This window comes from Streptosporangium subroseum (assembly GCF_900188345.1).
GTDB classification, from domain to species: domain Bacteria; phylum Actinomycetota; class Actinomycetes; order Streptosporangiales; family Streptosporangiaceae; genus Streptosporangium; species Streptosporangium subroseum.
Map to the genome: position 1 here is coordinate 1 of NZ_FZOD01000002.1, position 24,412 is coordinate 24,412.

23 protein-coding genes and 1 pseudogene are annotated in these 24,412 nt (G+C 67.8%); 8 read left to right on the forward strand and 16 right to left on the reverse strand.

Going from position 1 to position 24,412, the window contains the following annotated elements:
- Positions 1–2,103: metallophosphoesterase family protein (locus CHC08_RS02010; protein ID WP_179281842.1), on the forward strand; the 2,103-nt coding region annotated here is incomplete at its 5' end.
- Between the two features lie 168 nt (positions 2,104–2,271).
- On the opposite strand, the gene CHC08_RS02015 is transcribed toward CHC08_RS02010, so the two are convergent.
- Complete coding sequence (locus tag CHC08_RS02015) at positions 2,272–3,738, reverse strand: APC family permease (RefSeq protein WP_089205711.1); 1,467 nt, start codon at positions 3,736–3,738, stop codon at positions 2,272–2,274.
- 209 nt (positions 3,739–3,947) lie between these two features.
- Here CHC08_RS02015 and CHC08_RS02020 point away from each other — a divergent pair, with 209 nt between their 5' ends.
- The gene (locus CHC08_RS02020; protein WP_143653069.1) at positions 3,948–4,406 is read left to right on the forward strand and encodes a hypothetical protein; all 459 of its coding nucleotides are present in this window, start codon (positions 3,948–3,950) and stop codon (positions 4,404–4,406) included.
- 75 nt (positions 4,407–4,481) lie between these two features.
- Here the strand turns inward: CHC08_RS02020 and CHC08_RS02025 are convergent, their stop codons facing one another.
- From CHC08_RS02025 to CHC08_RS02035, 3 genes are all read right to left on the reverse strand, one after another.
- Entirely contained in the window at positions 4,482–4,847 is a 366-nt protein-coding gene (locus tag CHC08_RS02025; RefSeq protein WP_089205417.1) for a GntR family transcriptional regulator, read from the reverse strand.
- A complete protein-coding gene (locus CHC08_RS02030; protein WP_089205418.1) occupies positions 4,847–5,857 on the reverse strand; it encodes a hypothetical protein in 1,011 nt (336 codons plus the stop codon). The genes CHC08_RS02025 and CHC08_RS02030 overlap by 1 nt, the downstream gene beginning before the upstream one ends.
- Before the next feature lie 370 nt (positions 5,858–6,227).
- Entirely contained in the window at positions 6,228–6,884 is a 657-nt protein-coding gene (locus CHC08_RS02035; protein WP_089205712.1) for a DUF6461 domain-containing protein, read from the reverse strand.
- Between the two features lie 231 nt (positions 6,885–7,115).
- On the opposite strand from CHC08_RS02035, the pseudogene CHC08_RS52730 reads away from it, so the two are divergent.
- A pseudogene (locus CHC08_RS52730) lies at positions 7,116–7,163 on the forward strand (hypothetical protein); the annotation flags it as partial.
- Positions 7,164–7,294: 131 nt separating this feature from the next.
- On the opposite strand, the gene CHC08_RS02045 reads toward CHC08_RS52730, so the two are convergent.
- On the reverse strand, positions 7,295–8,158 hold the full coding sequence (locus tag CHC08_RS02045) for an LLM class flavin-dependent oxidoreductase (RefSeq protein WP_089205713.1): 864 nt from the start codon (positions 8,156–8,158) through the stop codon (positions 7,295–7,297).
- Between the two features lie 201 nt (positions 8,159–8,359).
- Here CHC08_RS02045 and CHC08_RS02050 point away from each other — a divergent pair, with 201 nt between their 5' ends.
- On the forward strand, positions 8,360–8,884 hold the full coding sequence (locus CHC08_RS02050) for an NUDIX domain-containing protein (RefSeq protein WP_089205419.1): 525 nt from the start codon (positions 8,360–8,362) through the stop codon (positions 8,882–8,884).
- Positions 8,885–9,004: 120 nt separating this feature from the next.
- Here CHC08_RS02050 and CHC08_RS02055 read toward each other — a convergent pair whose 3' ends face one another.
- From CHC08_RS02055 to CHC08_RS49295, 7 genes are all read right to left on the reverse strand, one after another.
- On the reverse strand, positions 9,005–9,613 hold the full coding sequence (locus CHC08_RS02055) for a hypothetical protein (RefSeq protein ID WP_089205420.1): 609 nt from the start codon (positions 9,611–9,613) through the stop codon (positions 9,005–9,007).
- Entirely contained in the window at positions 9,610–10,800 is a 1,191-nt protein-coding gene (locus tag CHC08_RS02060; RefSeq protein ID WP_089205421.1) for a PASTA domain-containing protein, read from the reverse strand. Before CHC08_RS02060 ends, CHC08_RS02055 begins: the two co-directional genes overlap by 4 nt.
- Positions 10,801–10,881: 81 nt before the next feature.
- Positions 10,882–11,994 (reverse strand): hypothetical protein, encoded by a 1,113-nt coding sequence (locus tag CHC08_RS02065; protein ID WP_143653071.1) that lies wholly within the window; start codon positions 11,992–11,994, stop codon positions 10,882–10,884.
- Positions 11,991–13,889, reverse strand: coding sequence for a protein phosphatase 2C domain-containing protein (locus CHC08_RS02070; protein WP_218825088.1), 1,899 nt, complete (start codon positions 13,887–13,889; stop codon positions 11,991–11,993). Before CHC08_RS02070 ends, CHC08_RS02065 begins: the two co-directional genes overlap by 4 nt.
- On the reverse strand, positions 13,874–14,611 hold the full coding sequence (locus CHC08_RS02075) for a vWA domain-containing protein (protein ID WP_275937140.1): 738 nt from the start codon (positions 14,609–14,611) through the stop codon (positions 13,874–13,876). Before CHC08_RS02075 ends, CHC08_RS02070 begins: the two co-directional genes overlap by 16 nt.
- Before the next feature lie 239 nt (positions 14,612–14,850).
- Positions 14,851–15,036 carry a hypothetical protein gene (locus tag CHC08_RS47970; protein WP_143653073.1) on the reverse strand — a complete coding sequence of 62 codons (186 nt, stop codon included), beginning with the start codon at positions 15,034–15,036 and terminating at the stop codon, positions 14,851–14,853.
- Positions 15,037–15,333: 297 nt separating this feature from the next.
- Positions 15,334–15,501, reverse strand: a complete 168-nt coding sequence (locus CHC08_RS49295) for a hypothetical protein (RefSeq protein WP_179281843.1) — start codon at positions 15,499–15,501, stop codon at positions 15,334–15,336.
- Between the two features lie 128 nt (positions 15,502–15,629).
- Here CHC08_RS49295 and CHC08_RS02080 point away from each other — a divergent pair, with 128 nt between their 5' ends.
- Positions 15,630–17,285 (forward strand): ATP-binding protein, encoded by a 1,656-nt coding sequence (locus CHC08_RS02080; protein ID WP_089205425.1) that lies wholly within the window; start codon positions 15,630–15,632, stop codon positions 17,283–17,285.
- 413 nt (positions 17,286–17,698) lie between these two features.
- Here the strand turns inward: CHC08_RS02080 and CHC08_RS02085 are convergent, their stop codons facing one another.
- The 3 genes from CHC08_RS02085 to CHC08_RS02095 all read right to left on the reverse strand — a co-directional run bounded on the left by CHC08_RS02085 (position 17,699) and on the right by CHC08_RS02095 (position 19,164).
- A complete protein-coding gene (locus tag CHC08_RS02085) occupies positions 17,699–17,917 on the reverse strand; it encodes a hypothetical protein (protein ID WP_089205426.1) in 219 nt (72 codons plus the stop codon).
- On the reverse strand, positions 17,914–18,240 hold the full coding sequence (locus CHC08_RS02090; RefSeq protein ID WP_245878075.1) for a PadR family transcriptional regulator: 327 nt from the start codon (positions 18,238–18,240) through the stop codon (positions 17,914–17,916). The genes CHC08_RS02085 and CHC08_RS02090 overlap by 4 nt, the downstream gene beginning before the upstream one ends.
- A gap of 336 nt (positions 18,241–18,576) precedes the next feature.
- Entirely contained in the window at positions 18,577–19,164 is a 588-nt protein-coding gene (locus CHC08_RS02095; RefSeq protein ID WP_089205428.1) for a DinB family protein, read from the reverse strand.
- Positions 19,165–19,668: 504 nt separating this feature from the next.
- Here CHC08_RS02095 and CHC08_RS02105 point away from each other — a divergent pair.
- The 3 genes from CHC08_RS02105 (at position 19,669) to CHC08_RS02115 (ending at position 23,279) form a co-directional block, all read left to right on the forward strand.
- Entirely contained in the window at positions 19,669–20,880 is a 1,212-nt protein-coding gene (locus tag CHC08_RS02105; RefSeq protein WP_179281844.1) for an MFS transporter, read from the forward strand.
- 684 nt (positions 20,881–21,564) lie between these two features.
- Positions 21,565–22,350, forward strand: coding sequence for a MerR family transcriptional regulator (locus tag CHC08_RS02110; RefSeq protein WP_218825089.1), 786 nt, complete (start codon positions 21,565–21,567; stop codon positions 22,348–22,350).
- A 56-nt stretch (positions 22,351–22,406) separates the two neighbouring features.
- Positions 22,407–23,279: a hypothetical protein gene (locus CHC08_RS02115; protein WP_218825090.1), complete on the forward strand. Its 873-nt coding sequence runs from the start codon at positions 22,407–22,409 to the stop codon at positions 23,277–23,279.
- 226 nt (positions 23,280–23,505) lie between these two features.
- Here the strand turns inward: CHC08_RS02115 and CHC08_RS02120 are convergent, their stop codons facing one another.
- Positions 23,506–24,039 carry a nuclear transport factor 2-like protein gene (locus CHC08_RS02120; RefSeq protein WP_179281845.1) on the reverse strand — a complete coding sequence of 178 codons (534 nt, stop codon included), beginning with the start codon at positions 24,037–24,039 and terminating at the stop codon, positions 23,506–23,508.
- Positions 24,040–24,412: the final 373 nt, after the last annotated feature.

Here is a 24,412-nt window from a genome sequence, read left to right on the forward strand (position 1 = left end):
AACGGCACGGTCACGGCCCCGGCCAAGATCGCCAAGCCGTACGGTGTGCTCAAGGTCGAAGCGCACGTGGGGCGTGAGGCCGGGCGCGAGCAGATCACCGTCCTGCACCCGCTCGACGGCCTGGAGCTGTCCTCGCAGCGCCTGTCGATCGCCGACGCGACGCCCGCCGCCGCGGCCACCGTCGCGGTGACCGGCCGCGACGACCAGGGCTACACCGCCCCGATCGACCCGCGAGACCTCGACCTGGACTACGACCACAACGTCGTCGACATCCAGTCCGTGGACGGCAAACTGAAGATCGTTCCGCTCGCCAACGCGAGCACGCTCCTCACGGCGTCGGTCGGCGACACGTCGGTCCAGCTCCCGATCACGGTCGGCGTCCAGACCACGACGTTGTATGACTTCAACGACGACGTGCTCGCTCGCTGGCGCAACAACAGCACGGCGGCCACGACGTTCTCGGTGGACCCCGACGGCCTGCGGATCGACTTCAACGCGATGCGCAACGTGGGCATCTCGGCGGCGTCGGCGGCTCAGCGCATCCCGGTGCCCGGCCAGCCGCTGCGCCTGCGGGTGCGGCTCAAGTCGAGCATCAGCGTGCCGAGCGGCCTGACCTACCTGGCCTACACCGACGGGACCGGCAAGGGCACCGGCATCTACGGCACCGCCCTGACCGCGAGCAACGACTGGCAGTACGCGACGTTCACGCTGCCGGCGAACGCGGCGTTCCCGATCTCGATTTCGGGATTTCAGGGCATCAACACGAGTGTCGCCCAGCAGAAGGCGGGCACGTTCGTCCTGGACCGCGTCGAGGCCGACGTCCCGACCTCGATCGAGTTGCCCGCCCAGCCCGCGCTGCGGGCCGACCCGCTGATCTCCAGCGACGGTTCGCTGCTGCAGAGCAACAAGACCTGGCAGTTCGCCACGCTGTCGGACGTGCAGTTCACCGCCGACAACCCGGCGCTGACCCAGGTCGCCACGTCCGCGATCAAGCGGATCCGCGCCACCAAGCCGGACCTGATCGTGCTCAACGGCGACATCACCGACCGGGGCCTGCCACAAGACCTCACCCTGGCCCGTCAGGTGCTCACCGACGCCGGATGCGACCTCATCCCGGTCGGCCAGGAACCGGCAGCAAACAGCACCCCGGATGCGAAGGCCGGCTCGGTGCCGTGTTACTACGTGCCGGGCAACCACGAGTCCTACGGGCTCAACAACGTCCAGTCCGACCTGACGAACTTCACCAACCAGTTCGGCCGGCCCTATCGGACGTTCGATCACAAGGGCACCCGGTTCATCCTGCTGGCCAGCTCCCTGGGATCGCTGCGCGGCACCGCGTGGGACCAGCTGCCGATGATGCAGCAGGCGCTCGCCGAGGCCCAGAAGGACACCTCGGTGCACAACGTCATGGTGTTCGCCCACCACCCGGTGGACGACCCCGCCGAGACCAAGTCCAGCCAGCTCGGCGACCGTGACGAGGTCGCGCTCATCGAGAACATGCTCACCGATTTCCGTGCGGCCACGAACAAGGGCGCGGCGATGGTCGGCTCCCACGCCCAGATCGCCAACGTCCACCGCGTGGAAGGCGTGCCGTACATGGTGCTGCCGTCTTCGGGCAAGGACCCGTACGGCACGCCGGATCGCGGCGGGTTCACCGGGTGGGTCGACTGGTCGGTCGATTCACGGCAGAACGCCGACGAGCAGTGGATCGAGGCGAACGTGCGCGCGTTCGCGCAGTCCATCACGCTCGATGCCCCGGCCTCACTGGAGGTGGGCACGGCGGCGCAGCTCTCGGGCAGCATCGTGCAGCCGCAGGGCGTGTCGGCGGGCACGCGGGTGGTGCCGCTGCGCTATCCGATGTCGGTGGACTGGGACGGCTCGTCCAATCTGGCGATCGGCAGCGGCAAGGACGCCGTGGAGGAGGCTCGCGACGCGGGCAAGGTCGCGATTCTTGACCCGCGGACCCGGACGCTCACCGCGCTGAACGCCGGTTCGGTGAGTGTGTCGGTGACGAACGACTCGATGCGCGCTTACACCGATGACAGCTCGCTCGCGCCGATCACGACCTCGAAGACCATCCAGGTCGTGCCCGGCGGAAAGTGACCGTCGTCAACACCGGCACGCAACCACTGCGGATCGGCCCCTGGGCGGTCTGATGCGCGAGGCGGCCTGACTGAGGGCGAGCACGTACGTGCTCGCCCTCAGTGCTGCCCGGCCGGATGACGTGAACCGCGCGTTGCCGTAGGAGCCTCCGCGGCTGTTCTTCATCGGTCAATGCTTGAAGACGCTTACGTCTCCGGGCTCGGTCTCCAGCGCCTGGCGGTTGAACAACAGCAGACCGAGGAAGAACAACCCGCCCGCCAGGAGCAAGCCGACCACGATCAGGACAGGGACCAACGCCCCCGCCGGCACCACCAGCATGAACAGCGCGACGACCGACCACACCAGTGCGCCGATCGCGACCGGCAGCTCGAAGCGCCCGAGGTCGAACGCGCCCTCCTTGCGCTCCAATCGTCTGCGCACCCCCAGGTAGAGGACGATCGTCAAGCCGTAGATGATCGCTGGGAGAATCGTCGCCGCCGTGATCAGCTTCAACAGCGCGGCACCTGGCAGCGCGACCATCAGGACGACACCCATGACGAAGATCAGGATCGTCGCCGGGACCGGCGTATGCGTGCGCGGGTCGACCCGCCGCATCAGCCGGTGGGCGGGGAAGCGTGCGTCGCGCGACATCGCGAAAACGATCCGCGAGCACGCGGTCATCACCACCAGTCCGGCGCCGAAGAACGCGAACGTGATCGCGACCAGCAGCGTCCTCTCCATCACCGGGCCGAGCTGATCGCGCATGATCAGCGCGACCGGGGAGTCGCTGGCGCTGACCCGGGGGATGTCGTCGATCGCGACGGTGAGCGCCACCAGGAACAGCAGCCCCAGCAGCCCGGCTGCCACGACCGATCCCACGATCGCACGCGGGACGTTGCGATAGGGATCTTTGGCCTCCTCGGCCAGGTTCGCCGCGGCGTCGAAGCCGACGAGCGTGGCGAGGCCCATGAGCATCGCGAACATCAACCCGCCCCCGACGGCGAAATAGTCGGGGGCGTTCTCGGTGACACCGCGGGAGGTGAGGTTGCCGACCGCGCCGTCGCCCGTGATCGCCACGGCGATGAAGAGCGCGATCGCCACCACCACGACGAGCACCAGTTCGAGTCCCACCGCGCTCGCGTTGATCATACTGACGATGCGCGTCGAGCCCACCGCGAACACCACCTGGATGAGGAGCACCACGAGCGTGATCAGGCGCGCGGTGCCCTCGTCCGGCGCGATGCCGATGAGCGGAATGAACGCCTGGCTGGCCAGCGCGTTGTCGACCGCCACCACGGCGATCGCCAGATAGCAGAAGGTCAGCCAGCCGAACCCCCAGCCGACCTTCGGGTTGGCCAGCCGCGAGGCCCATTGGTAGGAGGAGCCGCTGAGCGGGATACGGGCCGCGAACTGCGCGACTATCAACGCCACCAGGGTCTGCCCCACCGCCGCGATGACCCAGAGCCAGATCCCGACCGGCCCCGCGTTCTGCAGCACGTCGTCGTACGTCGCGAAGATGCCGACCGCCACCGAGATGAACGCGAACGAGATCGCGAACACCTGAAAGGGGCCGAGCGTCCGTTTCAGCTCCTGCTGGTAGCCCCCAAGCTGGACGGAGTTCTCGCCGCTCTGCTCGCCCGCCAAAGCTTCCGCCATCTCGGCCACCTCACCTTGCGTGGAGGGGGCACAGCCAAACCTAGAGCAGCCGAGCCGAATGCTGCCCCGAAGACTCTCTTCAAAAGATCCTTTTTCCGGAAACTACTGACCTTCGAACCCGTGGTGTCGCAACAGCTGACAAGCACAGGTCTGTGCAGTACGCGAGGCCTCGGAATCCATGTCGTCGAACGCCGATCTGGGACGCGCCGTTGGCTCGCGGAGGGCGGGCGCTGCTGGTGCGGCGGGACTGGGACGGGCCTCATGATCTTGAGTACGCGGTCGACGGTGTCTATGCCACAGGCTTCAGCGTCACCACCCCTGGGGAGCGGTGGGGCCGTCACCCCGATGCACTCGATTCCTACACGCAGGGGTTGCGGTTCGACCTGATGGATTCGAGTTGGGAGAGCGATCCCGACCTCACACCGGGATGGATGGAGTACACCGCATGGGAGGAGGCCCGGATGGAGAGCGGACGGGATTACGGGGAAGAGGACGACGCTCTGCCACCGGAGGGAAATGACTGCATGCGACTCGCTTATAGCGGATACGACCCGCCCAGGGCGACGTGCATCACCTCGGCCCTAACGCTGGTCGGCAGGGTGACGGGGCGGGAGTTCGACAGGGAGTGGATGAACGGGATCCACCCCCGCTACGTGCTCCCCGGGTAGTGCGGCGGACGGGGAATCCGGTCGGCCTGGTGAGGTCGGTGTCGCAGCCACCCGGATCGGCGGCATTCCCTCCGGTCAGTCTTGTATGGCGAGCAGCGCCTCCCGCGCTGCGGCGAGTGCCTCCTCCTCAGAGGCTCCGGCGTGCAGAGCGGCCCTGGCGAACTCCTCGGCCGCCGCGGCGAGCTGGAGGCGGAACTGGTCGGCCGTGCCGGTGATGACGGCCGCTCGGCCGCGGCGTAGCTCCACCAGCCCCTCGTCACGCAGCTGCTGGTAACCCCGCAGAACGGTGTGCAGGTTGATGCCGAGGGTGGCGGCCACGTTGCGCGCCGAAGGGAGCCGGTCCCCGGGGGCTGCCATGCCGTTGGCCAGCGCGGCGCGTACGGAGCCCGCCACCTGGTCGGCGAGCGACTGTGCCGATGAGGGGTCAACCGTGATCAGCACTACGCGGTCCCCACTTGTCGTTCTCTGCTCAACCATCCGTTGACCAGCGCGGCCGCCGTCTCCGCTTCGCGCGTGGAGTAGACGAACCACCGGTCGTCACTGAGTGACAGGGCGAGCACCGGCCCCTTCCCGCTGACGACGCCCCAGCCTGCGTTCCCGTCGTCCAGCTTGTATCGTCCGGGGGGAGCTTCGCTCCTGGCATCGGCGAACCGTACCATCGAATATGGCACGGTCCGGCGCAGGGCGGGCAGCCAGGGGAGCCTCACCGTAACCCCCGAGCCGTCGATCTGCAGGCGGGTGCGCGCCTGCGCCGCTTCGAAGACCGTCCACAGTGCCAGCAACGCCGTGCCCTGCCATGCGCTGGAACCATCGGACACGGTCCACGCGGTGACCGCGGCCATCACCGCGGCGATCAGCAGCCTGCGCGCCGACCAGGCGGAGGCCACGAACATGACACGCTGCACCGGGCCGAGCGCCATGGTGGGCGCGTGCGGCGGTGGCGTGGCGGTGGCCACGGGCGGCGGTGGCAGCGGACCTGCCGCCACCCAGCCCAAGGCGAGCGCTCCGGCGGTGGCGGTGATCTCCACCGCCAGGTGCCAGGTGGGCCGGGCTACGGCGCCCGGGGCGTCGACCAGGGCCAGCAGCCACAGCGCGCCGGACACCGGAACGGTCACGCCGATGAGGGAGCTGCCGACCACCAGGACCCGCTGGACCTGAGGTAAGCGCCAGTAGCGCAAGAACGAGACGACGAACAGCGCTTCGAACCACACCACCACCCCCCAGAGCGGCTGCGAGACCCAGCCTTCCCAGGTGGCCGCGGTCTCGGTGTCGACGGCCCAGTTTTGGATGTAGACGCGGTCGGGAAGGCGTTCGCTGTACAGGGCGACCAGGACCATGGGTACGACCAGGAGGAGCAGCGGGCCGGAGGCCGTCAGGATCAGGCGACGGAGCCTGCCCGGCGCGGCGTGATCGGGGTAATGAGGAGATGCGGGGGACAGTGGGATGAACACGGCATAACCTCCAACTGTTTGCCTTTGACTATAACGGTGCAAACAGTCTCTTGGAGGGTGACAGAATGCTTCCCAGGCCGGGCGGCTCCCACCTCTGTGCGTCCCGGTCGGCGAAGGCCAGGCAGAGCGCAGTACCGGCCGCGCGGCCGGCCGGTTCAGGTCCACCCACACACCGACTACCGTCCACACGTCTGATCACAGACCCTCCGACACGACCAGGGGCGCTCCGCCTGGCTCGAAAATCGGAAGGTCGGCGGTTAGGCCTCACCTCTGACCGTCCCCACGCCTCCGTGGACGCAAGCCCCTGGCACCGCCAGGACGGTCAGGCGGCACGCCGAGCAGCGGGTACTGCTGGACGGTCATGACATGATCATCTTTCCGCGACAGGCCCAACGAGCATCGGGCGGTCGAGCATGTCCGGGCTGAACGGCACCCCGGTGACCTTCGCCGCCAGGGCGAAGCCCCTTGGCACGGCGGTGTCGTAGTTGTCCTCCCAGGCGGCGTCCCACGCGGCCTCGTCTTCCGGTTTGTCCAGCCCCATGCCCAGCTCCCGCATGAAGCCGTTGAGCCGGTCAGGGTCGGAGCCGTAACGCTCGTGCGGGTGCCGCAGTCGGTAGCCGGTGACGACCGTGCCGTCGATCGCGTACTCGAAGCTGTGCTCGGCGGCGTAGTCGTGCCGGGTGACCGCCAGCACCTCACAACCCCGAGACAGCTCGGTCACCACTTCATGGAGCGTGACCATCCAGCCGTAGGGCTCGATGGCCACGCACCACTCGCCGGCCTGGAAGACGCCCACGTAGCCGCCGCCGTCCCCGCCGTCCGTCTCGTTGACGAACTCGTAGGCCTTGTCGTCGAGTCCGCTGAAGTCCGACTCCTGGCCGGAGTCCTCACCCCGGCTGAAGCGGCGCACCACCTCCGCCGGGTCGAGCCCGCGGAAGAAGGCCACGCTGAAGATCACGCCCAGTGCGCCGCCACCCTCGTTCATGTTGAGCCACTGGAACGGGGTTAAGGGGTCGGATGTCGTCATGCGGGACATAGTGGCAGGTCATACCGACAATCAGCCGAGATCGGCTGTCACCCCGACGAAGGCCGGCACTGGAGTTGACCCGTTTTGATGGACACCTGATTTCTGCGGAGGAAGCGCTGTACAGCAGCCGATACAGCAACACCGCCTCACACGATCACACGCCACCGGTTGGCCCAGGTACGGGAGGCCGCCGGTGACCGGAACGTCACCGTCGCGGGCGGCGCACGGACGGTGAATCAGTACTTGGCGGCGGGATTGATCGACGAGTTGCGCCTGCACGTCGCGCCGGTGATCCCCGGTAAGGGCGAGCGGCTGTTCCACGACCTTGGGGACACCACTCGGCGACGCGTCGGGCATCGCTCTGGTCATCCACCCGGGGTACCGCGTGATCCGCCGGCGCCGTCCGCGGCCTACATGACCGGTGGGCCTTGTTCGATACGGCGCAGTACCGGCCCGAGCTTGTCGAGGTCTTCGCCGCCGATGTGCTGCCGCTCGTCCCACCAGGTCGCGCCGGCGTCGGCCAGCGGGCCGATCAGGTCGCGCGCCTTGGCGGGGTCGGCCGGGCTCATACCGCCGACGACGATCTCGAAGGGGGTTTCTCGGCTGTCATCGCGGTGCTGGTGGAGGAAAGTGGCGAGGTCGCGGACCTCGTCTGCGGGCGGCGGCTCGCCGTGCGTGGCGGAGGCGAACAGCGGCACCGCGCCGTCCCAGCGGGCGGCTCGGCGCATCGGACGCCGACGTGGCCAGTACCCCGCGATCCAGACCGGCGGGTGGGGGCGCTGCACCGTGGCGGGCAGCAGGGTCACATCGCGCACCTGGAAGTGCGGTCCTTCATGGTTCACCGGCTCGCCCGACCAGTAGCGCCGCAGCAGGTCCAGCCCCTCGTCCAGGCGCTCGGCGAGCACGACCGGGTCGGTCGGCTCCCCGAAGCTCCCGAACTCGTCGTCGATTGGCGCGCCCAGACCCGCCCCGAAGATCACCCTCCCACCACTGAGCGCGTCGAGGGTGGCCACCTGGCGGGCCAGTTGCTGGGGACGACGGCGGGCGACCGGGGTGATCAGCGTGCCCAGCCGGATCCGCGAGGTGGCCAGCGCCGCGGCGGTCAGCAGCATCCACGGATCACCGAAGGTACGGCGGAGCTGCTTGCGGTGCACGATGTGGTCCCAGACGAACAACGCGTCCCAGCCCGCACGTTCGGCCGCCACGGCCACCGATGCCACGGTCCTGGCGTCCGCGAAGTCCCCGAAGTTCGGGATGTTGATCGAAAAGTGCATCTTCACATACTCCCTCAGGTCGTTCTCACGCTCGGGAGCAGGTCCCCGTCCAGCGTTCGAGCTTGCCCGATCCAAGCGGAGCGGCAACACCCACACCGGCCAGATCTTCTTCACGGAGTTTCTGGTGCGTGCCGGGCAGCAGGCGCGCATGCCCTTGTACCGTGGTGTTGAGATCAGGAATCCACGCTGGGAGCACGCCGCATGCGCTGGCAGGTCCACTCCGAAGAGCCGCTCTACACCGACCAGTGGCTCGACGTCCGAGTGGCGGATGTGGAACTTCCCGACGGCAGGCACCTCGACCACCGCCTCATCCGTACGGCACCGGGCGCCGGAGCCGTCGTCACCGACGACGACCGGCGGGTGCTGCTGATCTGGCGGCACCGGTTCATCACCGACTCGTGGGGCTGGGAGATCCCCATGGGTAAGATCGACGAAGGTGAGGAGCCGGTCGCCGCCGCCGCGCGGGAGGCCGAGGAGGAGACCGGCTGGCGACCCGGACCGCTGAGCCCGTTGCTCTACACCCAGCCGACCAACGGCCTCTCCGACTCCGCGCACCACATCTTCCGCGCAGGCGGTGCCACGCACATCGGCCCGCCGACCGAGGCGTGGGAAGCCGAGCGCATCGAGTGGGTACCGCTCGCCGACATCCGTCGATTGATCGACAAGCGCGACATCCTCTGCGGCACCAGCATGGCCGCCCTGCTGTACATCCTCACCGAGCCGTAGCCCGCGGGAATCCGTGACGTGGTGACGCAGGCCCAGCCGTTTCGCGGCCTTTCGGAGATGCCGCATCGCCGGCGTTGTGCCCGGCACCCTCCGAGGAGTCGATGCCGTACGGTGACGCGGTCATGGTCGCGGTGCGCCTCCTCCACTGAGGAGGATCCCGTCACCGAGCCTGAGCTGGAGCGGCATGGTGAGTCTCGCCGTGTTCTGGGCCACCGGAAAGCCCTCCACGCTCCACGTTATGCTCGCCGTGCAGTCGCCCGCGCGCAGGCTCATCAGGCGACCGTTGCGAATGCTCGCCTGGAGTAGGCCGACGCCGAACTCCAGGTCGATGCCGAAGCCGATGCGGGCCACGTACTGACCCTCGACGTACACGTCGACGTAGGGGGAGTGCTTCGACGTGATCGTGTGTCCGGTCAGGCGCACTATTTCGGTGCTTCCGGGTTGTTCGACGCTCCTGCGTGCGGCGAGCCCCAGCTCCCGGTACTGCAGCCAGCCGCCGAGCAGGACCGTGCCCAGCTCGATGCCGCGCAGCAGTTCGCCGCCCGCATCGGCGACCCTGCCGTTGAGCGCGCCGCGGAAGGCCGAGCCCGCTCGCTGGGTGCCGTCCTCGACCTGCTCGAGGGTGCGGCGCGCGTCGAGGGCCCGCGACAGCTCCGCCGCCGCGTCCCTCGGGTCCGGGAAGAGCAGGAGATCGGCGGTGCCCGGCTCGGTTTCGATGTGGACTGTCACGATACGACCTCTCTCAGTTCCTGGCGGCCGGGGTCCGCGAACAGTTCCACCCGAATGTCCGGCACCGGGGCGGACGGGGCCGCGCCGGGCGGCGGAGAGCCGGTCAGGTGGATCTCCAGGCGCGGGGCGGGATCGGGGTGCGGATCGCAGTGGATCGACGGCACCTGCTGGGGCTGGGTTTGAGGTGGGAGCTGGGGATACGGCAGGGTCTGGGCCGAGGCCGAGGCCGGGGCCGGGGACGAGGCCTGCTGCGGGTCGCTCCCTCGCACGGTACGGCGGGCCCGCAGGGTCCGGGCGACGAGGACGACGATGAGGACGATCGCCAGTCCCGGGAGCACGATCCCTACGAGCGCTACGGGGATCAGCGGTGAGGAGGAGCCATTGCCGGTCCCGGGGATCTCCCCAGGGCCCGTTTCGTTTCCGCCGTCGTCCGGGTTCAGCGTCTCCGTCACCGCCTCCCGCAGCGACACCGTCACGGTCGCGCCCTCGGCGACCTGGCTGTCGGCCACGGGATTCTGGCGGTCGATCTTCCCCGTCTCGGGTGAATCGGGATCCACGCTGAGCACCAGGCCGGCCTCCGAGAGCCGCAGCGTGGCCGCTGCCGGGTCGAGGCCGATCAGCGACGGCACGGTCACCTGCCGCCCCGGCCTCACGGGCGGTGGTGGAGGAATGACGACCTCGGGCGGGGGCGGATTCGGGGAGACCAGGTCTATTCGCACGGTCGTGCCGAAGCTCACCAGCCGGTCCGCGGGCGGATCCTGGCGGGTGACCTTCCAGCCAGTGCTCGCGTTCGCCGGCTGCGGGTCCTTGCCCAGGCCGGCGGCGTCGAGGGCGGTTTCGGCGTCGGTGCGGGAAAGACCTCGCACATCGGGGACCTTCGGGCCGACCGTGAGGACGACCGTGTAGACGACGTCGTCCTGAGCGGCGAAGCCACGGTCCGCCGAGCAGTCTTCCACCACGTAGTCGATGACGTAGGACGTCGAGGTCGGCAGGAGGGTCTGGGGAAACACCTGAATGTTGATGTCCGCGTCCGGCACGTTCCGAAGCGTCTCGCTCGCCACCTGGAGCTCCTGACCCCGTACGTCGGGTGGCTCACAGCCGTCGGGCACGATCGGCGTGGGGGACGGTGACACCGGGCTGAGGACCACGGCCAATGACACGGCGAGCATCGAGAGGTGGCGAAGCATCGGCTACTCCGCGGGGGATGCGGTCACGACGCCCGGGACACGGCTGGTGCTTGACATTTGATTCACTCCCCTTGAACGAGGTCACTTACCCAGGGCGATGATGATGAGGAAGAGCACGATCAGCACGGCCCCCGCCATGACCGCCCACCTCACTTTCCCTTCCGAACCTTCCGAACCTGCCGAGGTGGCCGGCACCGGAGGCGTGACAGTGATCGGGGCCGGTGTCACGGCCGACTCGCCCGTCGGCCAGGGCTTCTTGATGAAGCCGTCCACGTTGACGTAGAGCCGCTCCCCGATGACCATCCTCGGCCACACCGCGGCCGCCTCTCGGAGCCGCTCCCGCACACCGGGCGGCGGCAGGGTACGGCTGCACTCGATGAGCGTGTCGGCGAGGGCCGACGGCATGACCCTCCGGAGGACCACCGGATCCGGCTGCCAGGTTTCGACCGTCTCCTGGACGCAGCGCACCACCGCCCAGGCGAACTTGTAGTGGTCCGAGGTCACGTCGAAGGCCACCCCACGCTGCTCCACCGGAAGCTTCCACTGCTCCGGGTCGACGGGAGGCATCGCGCCCTCACCCAAAAGCGGCACGCAGGAGTCGCAGTCGAGGAGATACGCCCTGGGGCGCGGATCGATCGTGAAGACGGCGTTGCGCAATTGCAGATCCCCCACCGCGTACCCGTGCTGGTGCAGCCAGGTGACGGTGTCCAGCAGCTCACCGAGCACGGCCAGCTTGTATGGCGGCTCGTAGTACGCCTTCTTCACCTCGTACCGTTGCGCGATCCGCCTCGCACGGTCCGGGCTCCGGGTGAGCTCGTCGAGGTGACGCGGGGTCTCGGTCGTCTCGCCCGAGCCGGAGGTCCGCTGTTCGAACATCGACCTTTCGGCGAGCCTGATCAGGATGCCCTCGGCCCTGGCGGGCGTGCCGACGACGGCGATCGGCCAGGCGCACCTCTCGTCCAGCACCGCACGCTCCTCGTCCGGGAGCTCCCTGCGCCAGCGGATCATGGAGTGCAGCGCGGGGACGCGCACCTCGTCGGCGGTCTCGGACTTGTACCTCTTGAACAGGTAGGTGCGCTGGTCGGGGGCGACGCAGAGCCGCAGTCCGTCCGTCTGCCCTCCGTCGCGGAGCACCGGCCCCTCCCCGGTGAATGTCAGCTCGCCGACGCGGACGATCATCGGAAGATCTGTCACGGCACGGCCGTATCGTGGCGTCCGGCCCAGATCGCGACCACCGTCCGGTCGTCGTCGAAGGTGGAGAGGCGGAAGTCGACCTCCCGGACGAAGTCGACCAGGCTCGGCGGCGTGCGCCAGGTCTGGGACAGCCGCTGGGTCAGCGGGGTCAGGCCGCCCGCGACGCCCGCGGCGAAGCCGTCACTGCTGAGCACCAGCAGGTCACCCGCGCGCCACGAGAACACCTGGACCTGGATGTCGGCGAGGTCGCCCGGAATCGCCGCCGTCACGTTGTCGCCGCCTCCTCCCTCGCCCGCCAACGCCTGCCACCGGCCGCCGGTGACGAGGATGGCCGGGGAGTCGCCGACGGCGGCGCACACGGCTTGCCCCTCTCCCTCCGAAGGGAGGACGGCCACGGTCAGAGTGGTCCCGGGCCGTGCGGAAGGGGCGCGTTCGGTATTGGTGCCCGGCCGCGGCGAGCCCAGGGACTCGGTGGTCCGCCGGACCGTGTCGGACACGTAGGCGAGCACGGATTTCCAGTCCCAGCTCTGCGGGCGTTCGCCGGACCGCAACGCGGAGTCGATCCCGTCCAGCGCGGCCCTGACGGCGACCGTGGACGCGATCTCCGCGTGGCGCGCGCTGCCCAGGCCGTCGGCCACGACCGCGATGACCCAGCGCTCGTCGCTGCTGAGCCGCACGCCGTACGCGTCCTGCCGGGTCTCGCCGCGGAAGCTGTGCGTGCGGCCCCGTACCGTGGCGGCGCGCACTGTCGTGCCCTTGACCAGGCCTCCGTCGAGCGCCAGCCCGGCATCGGCCGAGGTGGTGCTCCAGGGCAGGTGCACGGCGATCGGCCTGGGCTCGGGACCGACGACCACGCGGGTGTCCCGCGTGGCGGCGGACTGCGGCGCATCGGGTGTCGCCACGTCCGATTGCCTCCCCCCACGCACGGCGGTCGTCGAGGGACGCCGGCTGAGGAGGTAGAGCACGGTGAACGCCGCCGCCCCGCCCAGCAACAGGGCCAGGATCATCTGTGCCAGAGGGAACCCGGACGACGTCGGCACGTTGTCGCCCGCCCAGTCCCTCGCCACGTCGGCCGGCCTCTTCCCGTTGTTCTTCACCTCGGTGAGCAGACGGTCGACGACCTGCGGGGTGAGCGTGTCCGTCACCTTCTGGAGCACCCGCTCGGCCTCCGGGTCCCCCTTGGCGACCTGGTCGCTGGCGAACACGCTCAGCGTCCGGGGAGGCAAAATATTGTCCAGGTCTCCGAGCGTGACGAGGTCTCCCTTCTTCGAGCCGTCCGGGACGATCGCGCCTCCCGTGAAACCGGACCCTGTCAGGGCGGCGTCGAAGGCGGCCTGGTCGGCCTGATCCCTGACGTCGAGTCCCCGGTCGGTCAGCGCCCGCTTGAACACGCCGAACTCTGGCGGGACCAGGACGGTGACGCCGGCTATGTCGTTCTGATACCTCTGCGCGAATTCGGCGATCGTCCGGACGCCCTGCTGCAGCGAGGGGGACACGACGAGCACCGCGCGGCTCTGGATCGCCGTCCTGCCCACGAGTGTGTGCCCAGGGAGGGCGGTGGGGAGTCGCCGGTCGTCCGGCGTCGGCGGGGCCGGCGACGCGGCCACGAGCACGTCGAGGTCGTAGTCGACGGCGACCCGTGCGTCGTCCGGCTGCTTCGCGTAGTCCGCGACCTCGGCCACCTTCTTGGCGACGCCGTCGACGCCGGCCCGGTCGAGCGCGGCGGCGTAGATCTCGGCGACGAGCTGCTCACGCTCTCCCGCCCGCGCGTTGACGATGATCTGCCGCCCCGAGTCGCCGGACCCGCCGCAGCCCGCGACGGCGAACCCGATGACGAGGGCGGCGACCGCACTGGTACGGACCCGGCCCGGCGGGCCCATCAGGAGCCTCCGCACGGGAGTCGGCGCATGCCGGCCGGAATCGGGATCACGAAGTCGGAACTCCTGATCGAGCTGCCGATGCTGTCCTGGACCGCCTGGGCTATCGCCGCCACCACCTTGACCGCCTGGATCGACTCGTCCGCGACGTACGCCAACGGGTTGTTCCGGAAGGAGGTCGCCACCTGGCAGAGGGTCTGCTCGGTGACCTGGCCGAAGCCCATCGCCGTGATGTGCGGGCGGTGCGGGAACGCGGGGTCGATCAGCCTGGCACGGGCGGGCAGCCAGACCTCGGCAGGCTGGCGGGCATTTCCGACGAAGGGCTCGCCGTCGGTGATGAAGAAGACCACCGGGGTCTTGAGCTGGTACTGCCCGGCCAGGCGGGCGCAGTCGGCCTGGATGAGCTGCCGCAGGGTCAGGAACGCCTGCTCGTAATTGGTCTGACCGCCCTTCGGCAGCGCGGGGATGTTGCTCGCGTCACAGGGCCGGGTGAGCGGAAGCACGACGTCGGCCCTGTCATGGAAGGCCACGATGGACACGTGCGCGGCCTCGCTCACCCCCGGATCACCGGCCTCGAGCTGAAAGAGCAGCTCCCCGACACAGTTGGAAAGGATGTCGAACGGAGTCTGCCTGCCGTCCTCGCGGGGGGCGTGCATCGAGTGGGAAACGTCGCACGTGATGTAGAAGGGAAATGCCCTCGGAAGGGCATAATTGTAGGCAGGCTCCGGAGAATGCGACACGGCGACTACTCTCCTCAAGATCGCTGACGCGGACGGCCCGAGTGCGCGATACGGGCCCCCAGAGCGGACCCCATCACCCCATTAGATACGTCGCGAAGGCCTCGGCATTACTCATTTTCGGGAATTCATATTCGGGAATTCATAGCCGCGGCACGGTGACAGACCCTGACGACGCCGGTCTGTAGGGTCGGGAGCCGGCGCGGTTTGCCGTGTTTCATCGATGATCTACTCCAGGTCGATCACCGGTCCAGGCGCACACCAGGACCGAACCGGAGCGGAAACGGGCGGAACTCTCGAGACAGAAGCGCAATTGTCACTTCTTCAAGCGCGCTGACCTCGGCTTTTGGCAGAGGCGTAATCATCGAGGAATCGGCGATCCGGGCGAGTTCTTCACCCAGCGCATCCAAACCGATCTCTGATCTCATGATCTCTCCTCGGCGCTCCCACGCCGGGTCGGAATAGCGATCTACAACGCGAAGGGATTCGCCGGTCCAGTGGCCAGACCGTGGTTCCCCTCCTATTGGCCGAAACCGTCCGGCCTCGCCGCTCCACAGCGGTCCTACCCGTCTCGAACCGCTCCCGATGTGCGGGGATGAGAAATAACGAAGGGCACAGATCGCCGCGCATGATGCCCATCATGTAGATCGGTGTCGGAGGTTTGCCGAAACCTGAGCGCATCCGCATACGGATGCCGTACGTGCCGATTCCGGTGAGGTTGCAGATCATACGGACCCGCTCAAGATTCTCGCGAGCAGTGCAGTCGGCCCCACTGATGGCTTGGTGAAGACGTCGGCGGCGGACGCTGCTCGCTCGTGGATGACGCGGGCGTAGACGTGCAGGATGATCGCCGGGTCGGCGTGGCCGCGGCTCGACGTAATGGGGACGCTCATCGAGGGTCAAAAACGATCTATGAAGTATCTCCCCAGTGCGCACGGCGGTCTCTTTCGAGATACATACCCTTAAAGGATTGTTCGACGCTTGGGCGGGTTGGACAGGTGGTGGGTAAGGGGGGACCGCCATGACGACCAACGACGACCTGGAGGACTGGGCGGGGTATGGGTTCAGCGAGGAACTCGTCAGAGCCCTGTTCCACGGTCTGCGCGTGGGTCTGTACGTGGTCAGCCATACGGGGAAGATCCTCCTGGTCAATCCGTATGCCGAGAGGCTGCTCGATCGTCCCGCACGGCAGTTGATCGGGGCCGACCCCCACGACCTGCTCCACCGCAACGCCGACGGAAGCCCGATCCCCCGGGAGGACTGCCAGATTCTGGCCGCGTTCGCCGAGGGGGTGTACGTCCGTAGCGAGGAGGCGTGGTTCACTCGCGGATCCGGAGGCCTGGTCCCGGTGGGCGTGATGGCGGCCCCGCTCTCGTTGGGCGCGAAGAAGGACATGGGCTCAGTGGTCCTGTTCTACGACCTGTCGCGGCACAAGGCCGTGGAACACAAGCAGGCGGCCGCCCTGGCGGCACTGGAGAAGCTGACCGACCGGTTGTCGCTGATGGCCGAGACCAGCACCGTGCTGGCCTCCACCCTGAAGGTGGATGAGGCGCTGCGGCGGCTGTCTCGTCTGGTGGTGCCCCGGCTGGCCGACTGGGCGATGATCGACCTGCTCGGCCCCAGCGGCGACAGGGTGGACAGGGTGGCGGTCGTGGTCAAGCAGGGCCGGAGCGGTGTCGAGTGCAAGCAGTGGGAGGGGCCGCTTCCGGCGTTTCCGGAGACCTCCCAGGCGCCGATGGCGCAAGTGCTGCGCGGCGGCCCCGCGGTGTTGTTCGGCCCTGAGGATCTGGCCGAGCGAATTGACCCGGAGGAGGAGTGCAGTGTCCAGCGGCGGCGGCCGTACGAGGAGTTGGGTGCCCATTCGGTCATCATCGCGCCGCTGCGTACGCCGCGCCGGGTGCTGGGTGCGCTCACCCTGGCCCGGTCCGAGACCTCCCCGGTGTACGACTCGGCCGATCTATCCCTTATCGGCGACATCGCCAGCCGAGCCGGGCTCGCCGTGGACAACGCGGACATGTTCGAGGAGCAGCGTCGGTTCGCCTCCTCCACCTCTCACGAGCTCAGAACGCCGCTTGCCGGTCTCCGCGCCCGGCTCGAGGAGGCGGTGCTCTACCCCGCCGACGTCGACCCGCACGAGACCATCAGGGAGGCGCTGGCGGTCACCGATCGGCTGGAGACGATCGTCGACGACCTGTTGGTGTTGGCTCGGCTCCGTGCCGGAGGGCCGGCCGCGTACGAGGCGATCGACGTCGGCGCGCTGGTGGTGAAGGAGGTGGCGACCATGGCGGGTCGCGTGCCGGTCCACGTCGACGCGGGCCGGGATGTGAACGTTCTGGGCAACCGGATCCAGCTGATCCGGGTCATCGACAATCTCCTGGTCAACGCCCGACGACACGCCGACAAAAGGGTCGAGGTCACCGTGGGACGAGTGGAGGACTCGGCCGTCATCATCATGTGCGACGACGGCGCTGGAATCGCGCCGCAGGACCGAGAGCGCGTCTTCGAGCGCTTCGTCCGACTGGACGAGGGTCGACGCAGGGAGCCGGGAGGTACCGGGCTCGGCCTGGCCATCTCGCGCGACATCGCCCACGCCCACAACGGGACCCTCACGATCGAAGACTCACCGCGTGGTGCCCGGTTCGTCCTCCGGCTTCCGCTGACAGACAGGCGTCCGTAGCTTTCGCGGACCTCCGGCCGTCCTCGAGCGGCGGCTCAGGCGTGGGTCGCCTTTGGACGACAGGACTTCACCCGGGAAAAGGATCACGAGTCTGTGAAGCCGGCAGGTTGGAAGGTCGAGGGGAGTCAGCGAGCACCACCAGGCGGGTGAGGTCGGCCGCGGCCGGAGCGGCGCATGCGACCACGTACAGCACTCCGGGCCTGTCCATGCGCTTGATCCTCTATAGCCGCGCTCGCGTATCTCCGCCAGCGGTCTGGGCTCTGGCTTGATGGCGGCGTCGCCGGGTGGACCAGCGGAGCCCAGAGGACGGCATCGCGTGTGGGCTGGACGAAAAGTGTTTCGTGAACAGGCGCTGGGTCTCGTTGCAGGTGAGTGAAGTCAACCCGTCCGGGGCGGGATGGCGGGCATGTTCGTCAGCGCAAGGCCAACGGCACGTACGGGCCGAAAACGTGGCGCAGGCGGATGCGCACGGCGCCGCGGATCAGGTCGATAGCGTCGCGCGGATTGGGTCGGCTTCGGCCACTATCGGCTGTCGCGAGAAGAACGCCGAGCATCTCTTCCTCGTGCACCGCCCGGAAGGCTTGGGGATACCAGGCGATCAGGCGGCGGTAACGGCGCTCCAGTTCGCTCATGCCGTGCCCCCCAGGAGTCGCAGTCGCGCCGACGCGGCATCGGCGTGCAGTCGGAGGCGCTCGGCCTCGGCGTTCAGACGGATCGCGCCCTCGCCCGTCAGCCGGTAGTAGCGGCGGATTCGCCCGTCCACGATCTCCTCACGGTCTGTCGCGATGAGGTCCTCGGACTGCAGCCGGTCGAGCGCAGCGTAGAGAGTCCCTGCACGCAGGCGCACTTGGCCGCCGGAGATCTGTTGGACGTCGGTGATGATGCCGTAACCGTGCTGGGGCTTCGCCGCCAGCGCGGTGAGGATGAGGAAAGTTGGCTCCTGCATTGCCTTCATGTCATCTTTATATACCGATGATCTGTACAACGCGCGATCGGTGAGAGGAATCTATCTCCGCGGGAATGATCGAAGCCCGTCCAAAGATCATGGAGGTGCATGACGCCTCAATGCGCGGTCTTGCCGCCACGGGAAATCGGCTCCCTCCCCTATCAAAGGGACAACAGGCAAGATGAACCACCGGCTCCGCCGCGATGGTCACATCGTTGCGCGCTGCACCGTCTTGCGACTTGGTTCTGCGCGTGAGTTTTGGCACCGGTGCCGTGCGAGTCTTGGTACCAGCGTGTAGCCGAGCGGTGACGGTTCAGCGAGTTTGGGTACCACTGCCCAATGTGGTTAAGCCTTGATTGATGCGGCCGCCCTGGCCGCCAGTTCGATCTTCGCGCAGTAGGCTGCACGGGCTTCCTCGTCGATCTGCTCCTCGTATTCGGGGCGCAACCCGGTCCGGCCGTCGAGGCCCTCGCGCAGGATATCGGCGTGCCCGGCATGCCGGGTGGACTCGCCGAGGACATGGACCATGATGGCGAACAGGTTCGTGTGCCAGGCCGGCGTTGACTCCGGCCACCACGGCACGTGGCCGGGGGCGTCGAGGGGAAGCTCGTTGATCGTCGCGTCCGAGTGTTCCCACGTGCGCCGGTAGAACCCGATGATCTGTTCGCGGGTCTCATCCTCGGTCGCCCAGTGGCTGCTGTCGGAGTCCTGCCACCGGGGCAGGGGTTCCGGGGAAGGGCGGTCGAAGACCTCGCCGAAGTACCTGGCCTCGACGGTGGCCATGTGTTTGACCAGGCCGAGGAGGTTGGTCCCGGTCGCTGTCAAAGGTCGGCGGGCGTCGTATTCGGACAAGCCGTCGAGTTTCCAGAGCAGCGCCTTGCGGTCCCGTCGCAGTCTCTCGTGCAGGTTGTCTTTCGCGAAATCGTCGATCATGGGTCACGATTCTGTCATGCTGCGCCGGTGGGCTCAGGTTGCGAGCTGCCTGGCGTCGGCTCCGCCGACTATCGCTCACAGCCACACTGCGATCGGCATAGCCGTCCGACGCCGGATCATCGACGAGTGCGAACAGACACTCCACACGCCTGACCGCTGGGCAGACGACTGGCCCGCCCACGCGATCAATATCTGGCACATCCTCGGTGCCCTCGCCTTGCCCCATGAGCTACACACCTTGACTGGCGAGAGACTTGGCGCCCTTGAGGGCCCTCCGCTCCCGAAGCTGACCCCAGCCCCAAATAGGTCTGCGGTGCGGGGCGGCCGGGTCAGTGGGCGGCACCGAGTTCGATGAGCAGGACGCCGCCGATGATGAGCCCGATGCCCGCGATCATGGCCCTGGTGAGCGGTTCATCGAAGAGTACGCGGGAGGCCAGGGCGGTGATTGCGGATCCTGATCGTTTCCGAGCGGTAGAGCGCCAACACACCCCTAGGGTAGATCAAATGCCCCCCGTTTTCCGTCGTTACGTCACCGCCGACGGGTTCAGCCAGTCCGGCACCCAGGTCACGCGTGTGGCCCTCCCGCTGGTCGCGCTGCTGGTGCTCGGCGCGGGCCCGTTAGAGATCGGCCTGCTCGGCGCGGCCCAGATGATCGGTTTCCTCCTCTTCGGGCTGCCCGCCGGCGTGTGGGTGGACCGGTTGCGCAGGAAGCCCATCCTGGTGACGGCCGACGTGCTGCGCGCGGTGTCCCTGGCCTCCATCCCGATCGCCGCGCTGTTCGACGCGCTCACGCTGGCGCAGCTCTACGCGGTCGCCGTGATCGTCAGCATCGGCACGGCCTTCTTCGACGTCGCCCACATGAGCTTCCTGCCCTCCATCGTGACCAAGGAGCAACTGCCCAAGAGCATGGGAATCCTGGAGTCCGTGCGCAGCCTCTCCGTGCTCTTCGGCCCCGGGCTCGGCGGCTGGCTCGTGCAGGTGCTCACGGCGCCGATCGCCATCGTGGTCGACGCGATCAGCTACATGATCTCCGCCACCCTGTTGGCGACCGTCAAGGCCAAGGAGACCCCCTCCGGGGGGCGTGTGAGCCTGATGGAGGGCCTGCGCTACGTGCTCGGCCACCCCATCCTGCGCCTGGTCGGCCTCGTCGGCGCCATGAACATGTTCATCAACGGCATCTGGGGCATCGTCCAGCCGTTGTACCTGATCAACGAGCTGGGCGTGAGCGCGGCGGTCTACGGCCTGATGATCTCGGGCGCGGGGGCGGGCGGCCTGCTCGGCGCGCTCCTCGCGTCACGCGTGATCGCCCGCTTCGGTCACGGCCCCACGATGTTCGGCACAGCCGTCCTCATGCTGCCGCTCTTCGTGCTCGTCGCCTTCACGGGACCCGGCTGGCGGCTCGCCCTGTACCCGATCGGCATGGCGCTCATCTTCCTGGTCGCGGTCATGAACGACATCGCTCAGGGCAGTTACCGCCAGGCAATCTGCCCAGAAGCCCTGCGCGGCAGGATGAACGCCAGCCTCCGCTTCCTCATGTGGGGTTCGCTGCCGCTCGGCGGTCTCGTCGGCGGGCTGCTGGGCGAGGCCATCACCGTTCACCAGCTCCTGTGGATCGCCTGCCTCGGCACCGCGGCGGCCCACCTACCCTACGTGCTGGCTCCCGCCATACGAAAGCTCAAGATCACGGACGACGGCGGCCTTCGGGACCTCACCTGAATGCCGCGGGAACCGGCCCTCCTGCTCGAAGAACTTCAGCAACAGACGGGAGCGGAGGGCCTTGAGGACTGGTACCAAAACTCGTTCACCGAACCGATCCCGAAGATCGCGAACTGGTACCAGAATTCACACGAATCGCGGTCCCAAAACTCGTTCGTCAAACCATGCGACTGATGTGCGACGACCACGCTGCAGCGGCTGCCGCTCCTTTGCTTGCAGGGTTCCAGTGATCTTGCTAACGCCGGTGCCAATCCGAAATCGGAGCGTTGGTGGGCAGGCGGTAGCGGAAGCGCTGTACAACGGCCCGTACAGCAACACCGCCTTAAACGATCACATGCCACCGACTCGCAACCACCGTCTGAGCAGGGCGAGATCCTGCTGACGAGGCATTTGCCCTTGCCTAAGGATCAGAAGGCTGGGGTTTCGAGAAGACGTGGGAAAGATCAGCCCCCGGGACAGGTGCCACAGAGCGTCTAATCCCACCTGATGCTTGATGGCCGGCTTAGGGATCGCGCATCGATTCCTCATCGTCCGTGACCGCGGGCCCAAGAGGGAGACGCTACGTTCGCTCATGCCGATGAGCGCGCATCGGCTGGGTTCCGGCCGGAGGTCACGCTAGCGCGGCGGGTTTGACCTCGCCCCTGGGGCATGGCACAAGCTGGGCGGGTGGACAACGAGGACCTCATGCTCGCCGGCGAGTTCGGCGCGGCCAGCCGTCTGTCGCCGAAAGCTCTACGGCTTTACGCCGAGCAACGACTATTCGTCCCGGCGAGCACCGATCCGGTTACCGGGTACCGCTACTACCGGCGGGACCAAGTGTCCCGGGCCCGCCTCATCGCGCGGCTGCGGAGCTTGGACCTGCCGCTGGCCCGGATCGCGGTGCTGCTCGACCTGCCGGCCGAGTCCAGGCAGGCCGAACTTCGGGCGTGGCTGGACGCGCAGGAGGCGGACCTGCGGCACCGTCGCGAACTCGTGGAGACCCTGAGCGACGGCGACGAACCCGCTTTCGGCAAGGTCCGCACAAGACAGGTCATCGAGCACAAGTTCCTCTACCGCGAGCAGCGTCTTCACGTCGATGCGCTCAACGACTTCACCGCCGAGTCGCAGGCCCGGATCCGTACCTGGCTAAACGATGCCGGACTGCCCGGTGACGGGCCGGTGCAGGTGCACTTCCACGGCCTGGTCACCCGCAACAGCGACGGGCCGGTCGAGGTCGGCATCGCCTTCGCCGGCTCCGTCGAGCCGGTCGACGATCTTCGGATCCGTCTCGTTCCCGCGCATCTGGAGGCTTACCTTCCGGTGCCGAAGGCCTATTCGGTGTTTCCGCATGTTCTTCGGGTCTATGACGCCCTTGAGGCGTGGATCGACGCGAACAAACTCCTCTGCACCGCCAGTCCGGTGGAGATTCATCCCGGCACGGGTGGCGCCGTCTTCGACGTCGCCTATCCCGTCGTTTCGCAGAAAGGCTGAACAAAGTGCAGCCCTACATCGGTTCCGGACCGTACTGCTACAGCAATTCACTGGCCATGATGCTCGGCGACCATGCCCCCTCGCCTTCGGTGATCGAGGTGCTCACCGGTTCGCCGTTCGGCTTAGAGATGCTCGCCGGTCACCTTCCGCTGTTCGATCCGTACGGCTGGGATCCCGATCAGGGCCTGGACACCGCGATCGACCTGCTCGGCTGGACCTGCCGTCGGGAGGGCGCCGAGGACGACGAGGAAGCGATCGCGAAGCTGCGTGACGCGGTCAAGGCGGGTCCGGTGCTTGTCGGTCCGGTCGAGATGGGGCTGCTGCTCAACCATCCCGGTTTCGGCCAGCCGATCGAGGCGGATCACTTTCTGCTCGTGCTGGACGTCGATGACGATCGGGTCAGGTACCACGACCCGCACGGCTTCCCGTATGCGACGTTGCCGGTGCCGGCGTTCCTCGCCGCGTGGCGTGCGGACACGATCGGCTACAAGTCCACGCGGTACACGATTCGCAGCGACTTCCAGCGGGTCAGAGAGGTGTCCGAAGAAGCGGCGTTGCGTGCTTGTCTCCCGCAGGCGGCGGCATGGCTATCGCAGCGCGATGACGTCGAAGTGCCGCCGGGAACCATCGGCGGCCAGGACGCCAGCGACCGCCTCGCCGAGATGATCCTCGCCGGGCTGGATCCGGGAGTCCACGACCACATGGTGCACTTCGCGATCCGGGTCGGGGCGCGACGCCTCGCCGACGCTGCGACGGCGCTCGCCGGTCTCGGCCTGCACGAGGCCGCCGATGTCGCCGGCGAGCAGGCCCGCCTTGTCGGCAGTCTCCAGTACGAGCTTGTGGCCGGCTCGGCCGAGCGGGCCGCGGAAGCGGTGCGAACGCTGGGCCCGACCTACGCCATCCTCGCTGCGCTCCTCAAACGCGCCTGACCCCGCTTTAGCGGGCCTTCCTAGAGTGGCGGGCAGGCGTATGCTCGCGCGAAATAGTCCGATCACAACATCGCGGCCCGCAACACACCCGAGGCAACGGCGCACTCATTTGCCGCTATGGGTGCGCTCGCGCCAAGTGCGGCACCGGTATCGAGGCATATCCTGTGGGGCCTGCACCCAGGCAGTCCGGCGCGGCAACGCAGCAGTGGACAGCGACGTCACCAGGTCATTGGCTCCTGGGCCATCTTGGCTTGACGCGATCTGGATCGGCAAGCGGAACGAGCCGTCGCTCGCCGAGACGGGTGATGACCGCCAGCGGCCTGGTCGCCAGGTTGACGACTCGGGCGAGCCCCGGGCGGCCCTGCCGCTGAAGTAGCCGAGGGCCGATGTCGGCCATAACCGCAGCAAGGCCGGGCATTGGGCGACCGAACAGGGTCAGTTCGTGGATCAGGCCGGCTGGGTCAAGCCGTAGAAGCTGGGCTTCCTCGATTTCCTCCCGACCAGCATGGGCGTGGTAGAACAACGCACGGGTGTAACCGGTGCCGACCGCCGTATGAAAGCGGATGCCGCTGATGACGTCGAATGCGGCGCCCAGCATCTCAACGACTTGATCTCGGCCGCGGAAGCGGAACTGTGCGGTCAGCGGTGAAATCACCTCTACGTCGTCCGCCAGACACCGAGCGGCTGCCAGCGCGTCACCGCTTTCCCCGGCGGCTTGCCACGCTGCGATCGTCTCATCGTACGAGTCGGCTTCGCTCACGGCGTCCATCGTAGTCTCTCGCTTCGCGATCGTCGGGTTGGTTGATCTCGGCGATACGGCCCCCTGAGTTGTGCTGGCTACCGACGCCAGAGCGTCCTCAATTGCCGCAAGTCGCACATCCGGCACGAGTCCGGGTTAATCATGTCAACAATCAACCGAGACCGCAGTGTCAAGCATCAATCGAAGTAGGACACCCTTACCGGTCTAGGTGAGGCTTTCCAGACGCTGGGCAAGCTCGTTGATGCCCTGGCCGGAAGGCCACCCCTCCAATATCCAGCCACGCTTGACGGATCGCCCCCGTCCCGGTTCCGGGCATGGCCCGCAGCGCGTCCAACAGTCGCTCTAATCGAAGACTCGAAATGAAGGATCGCGT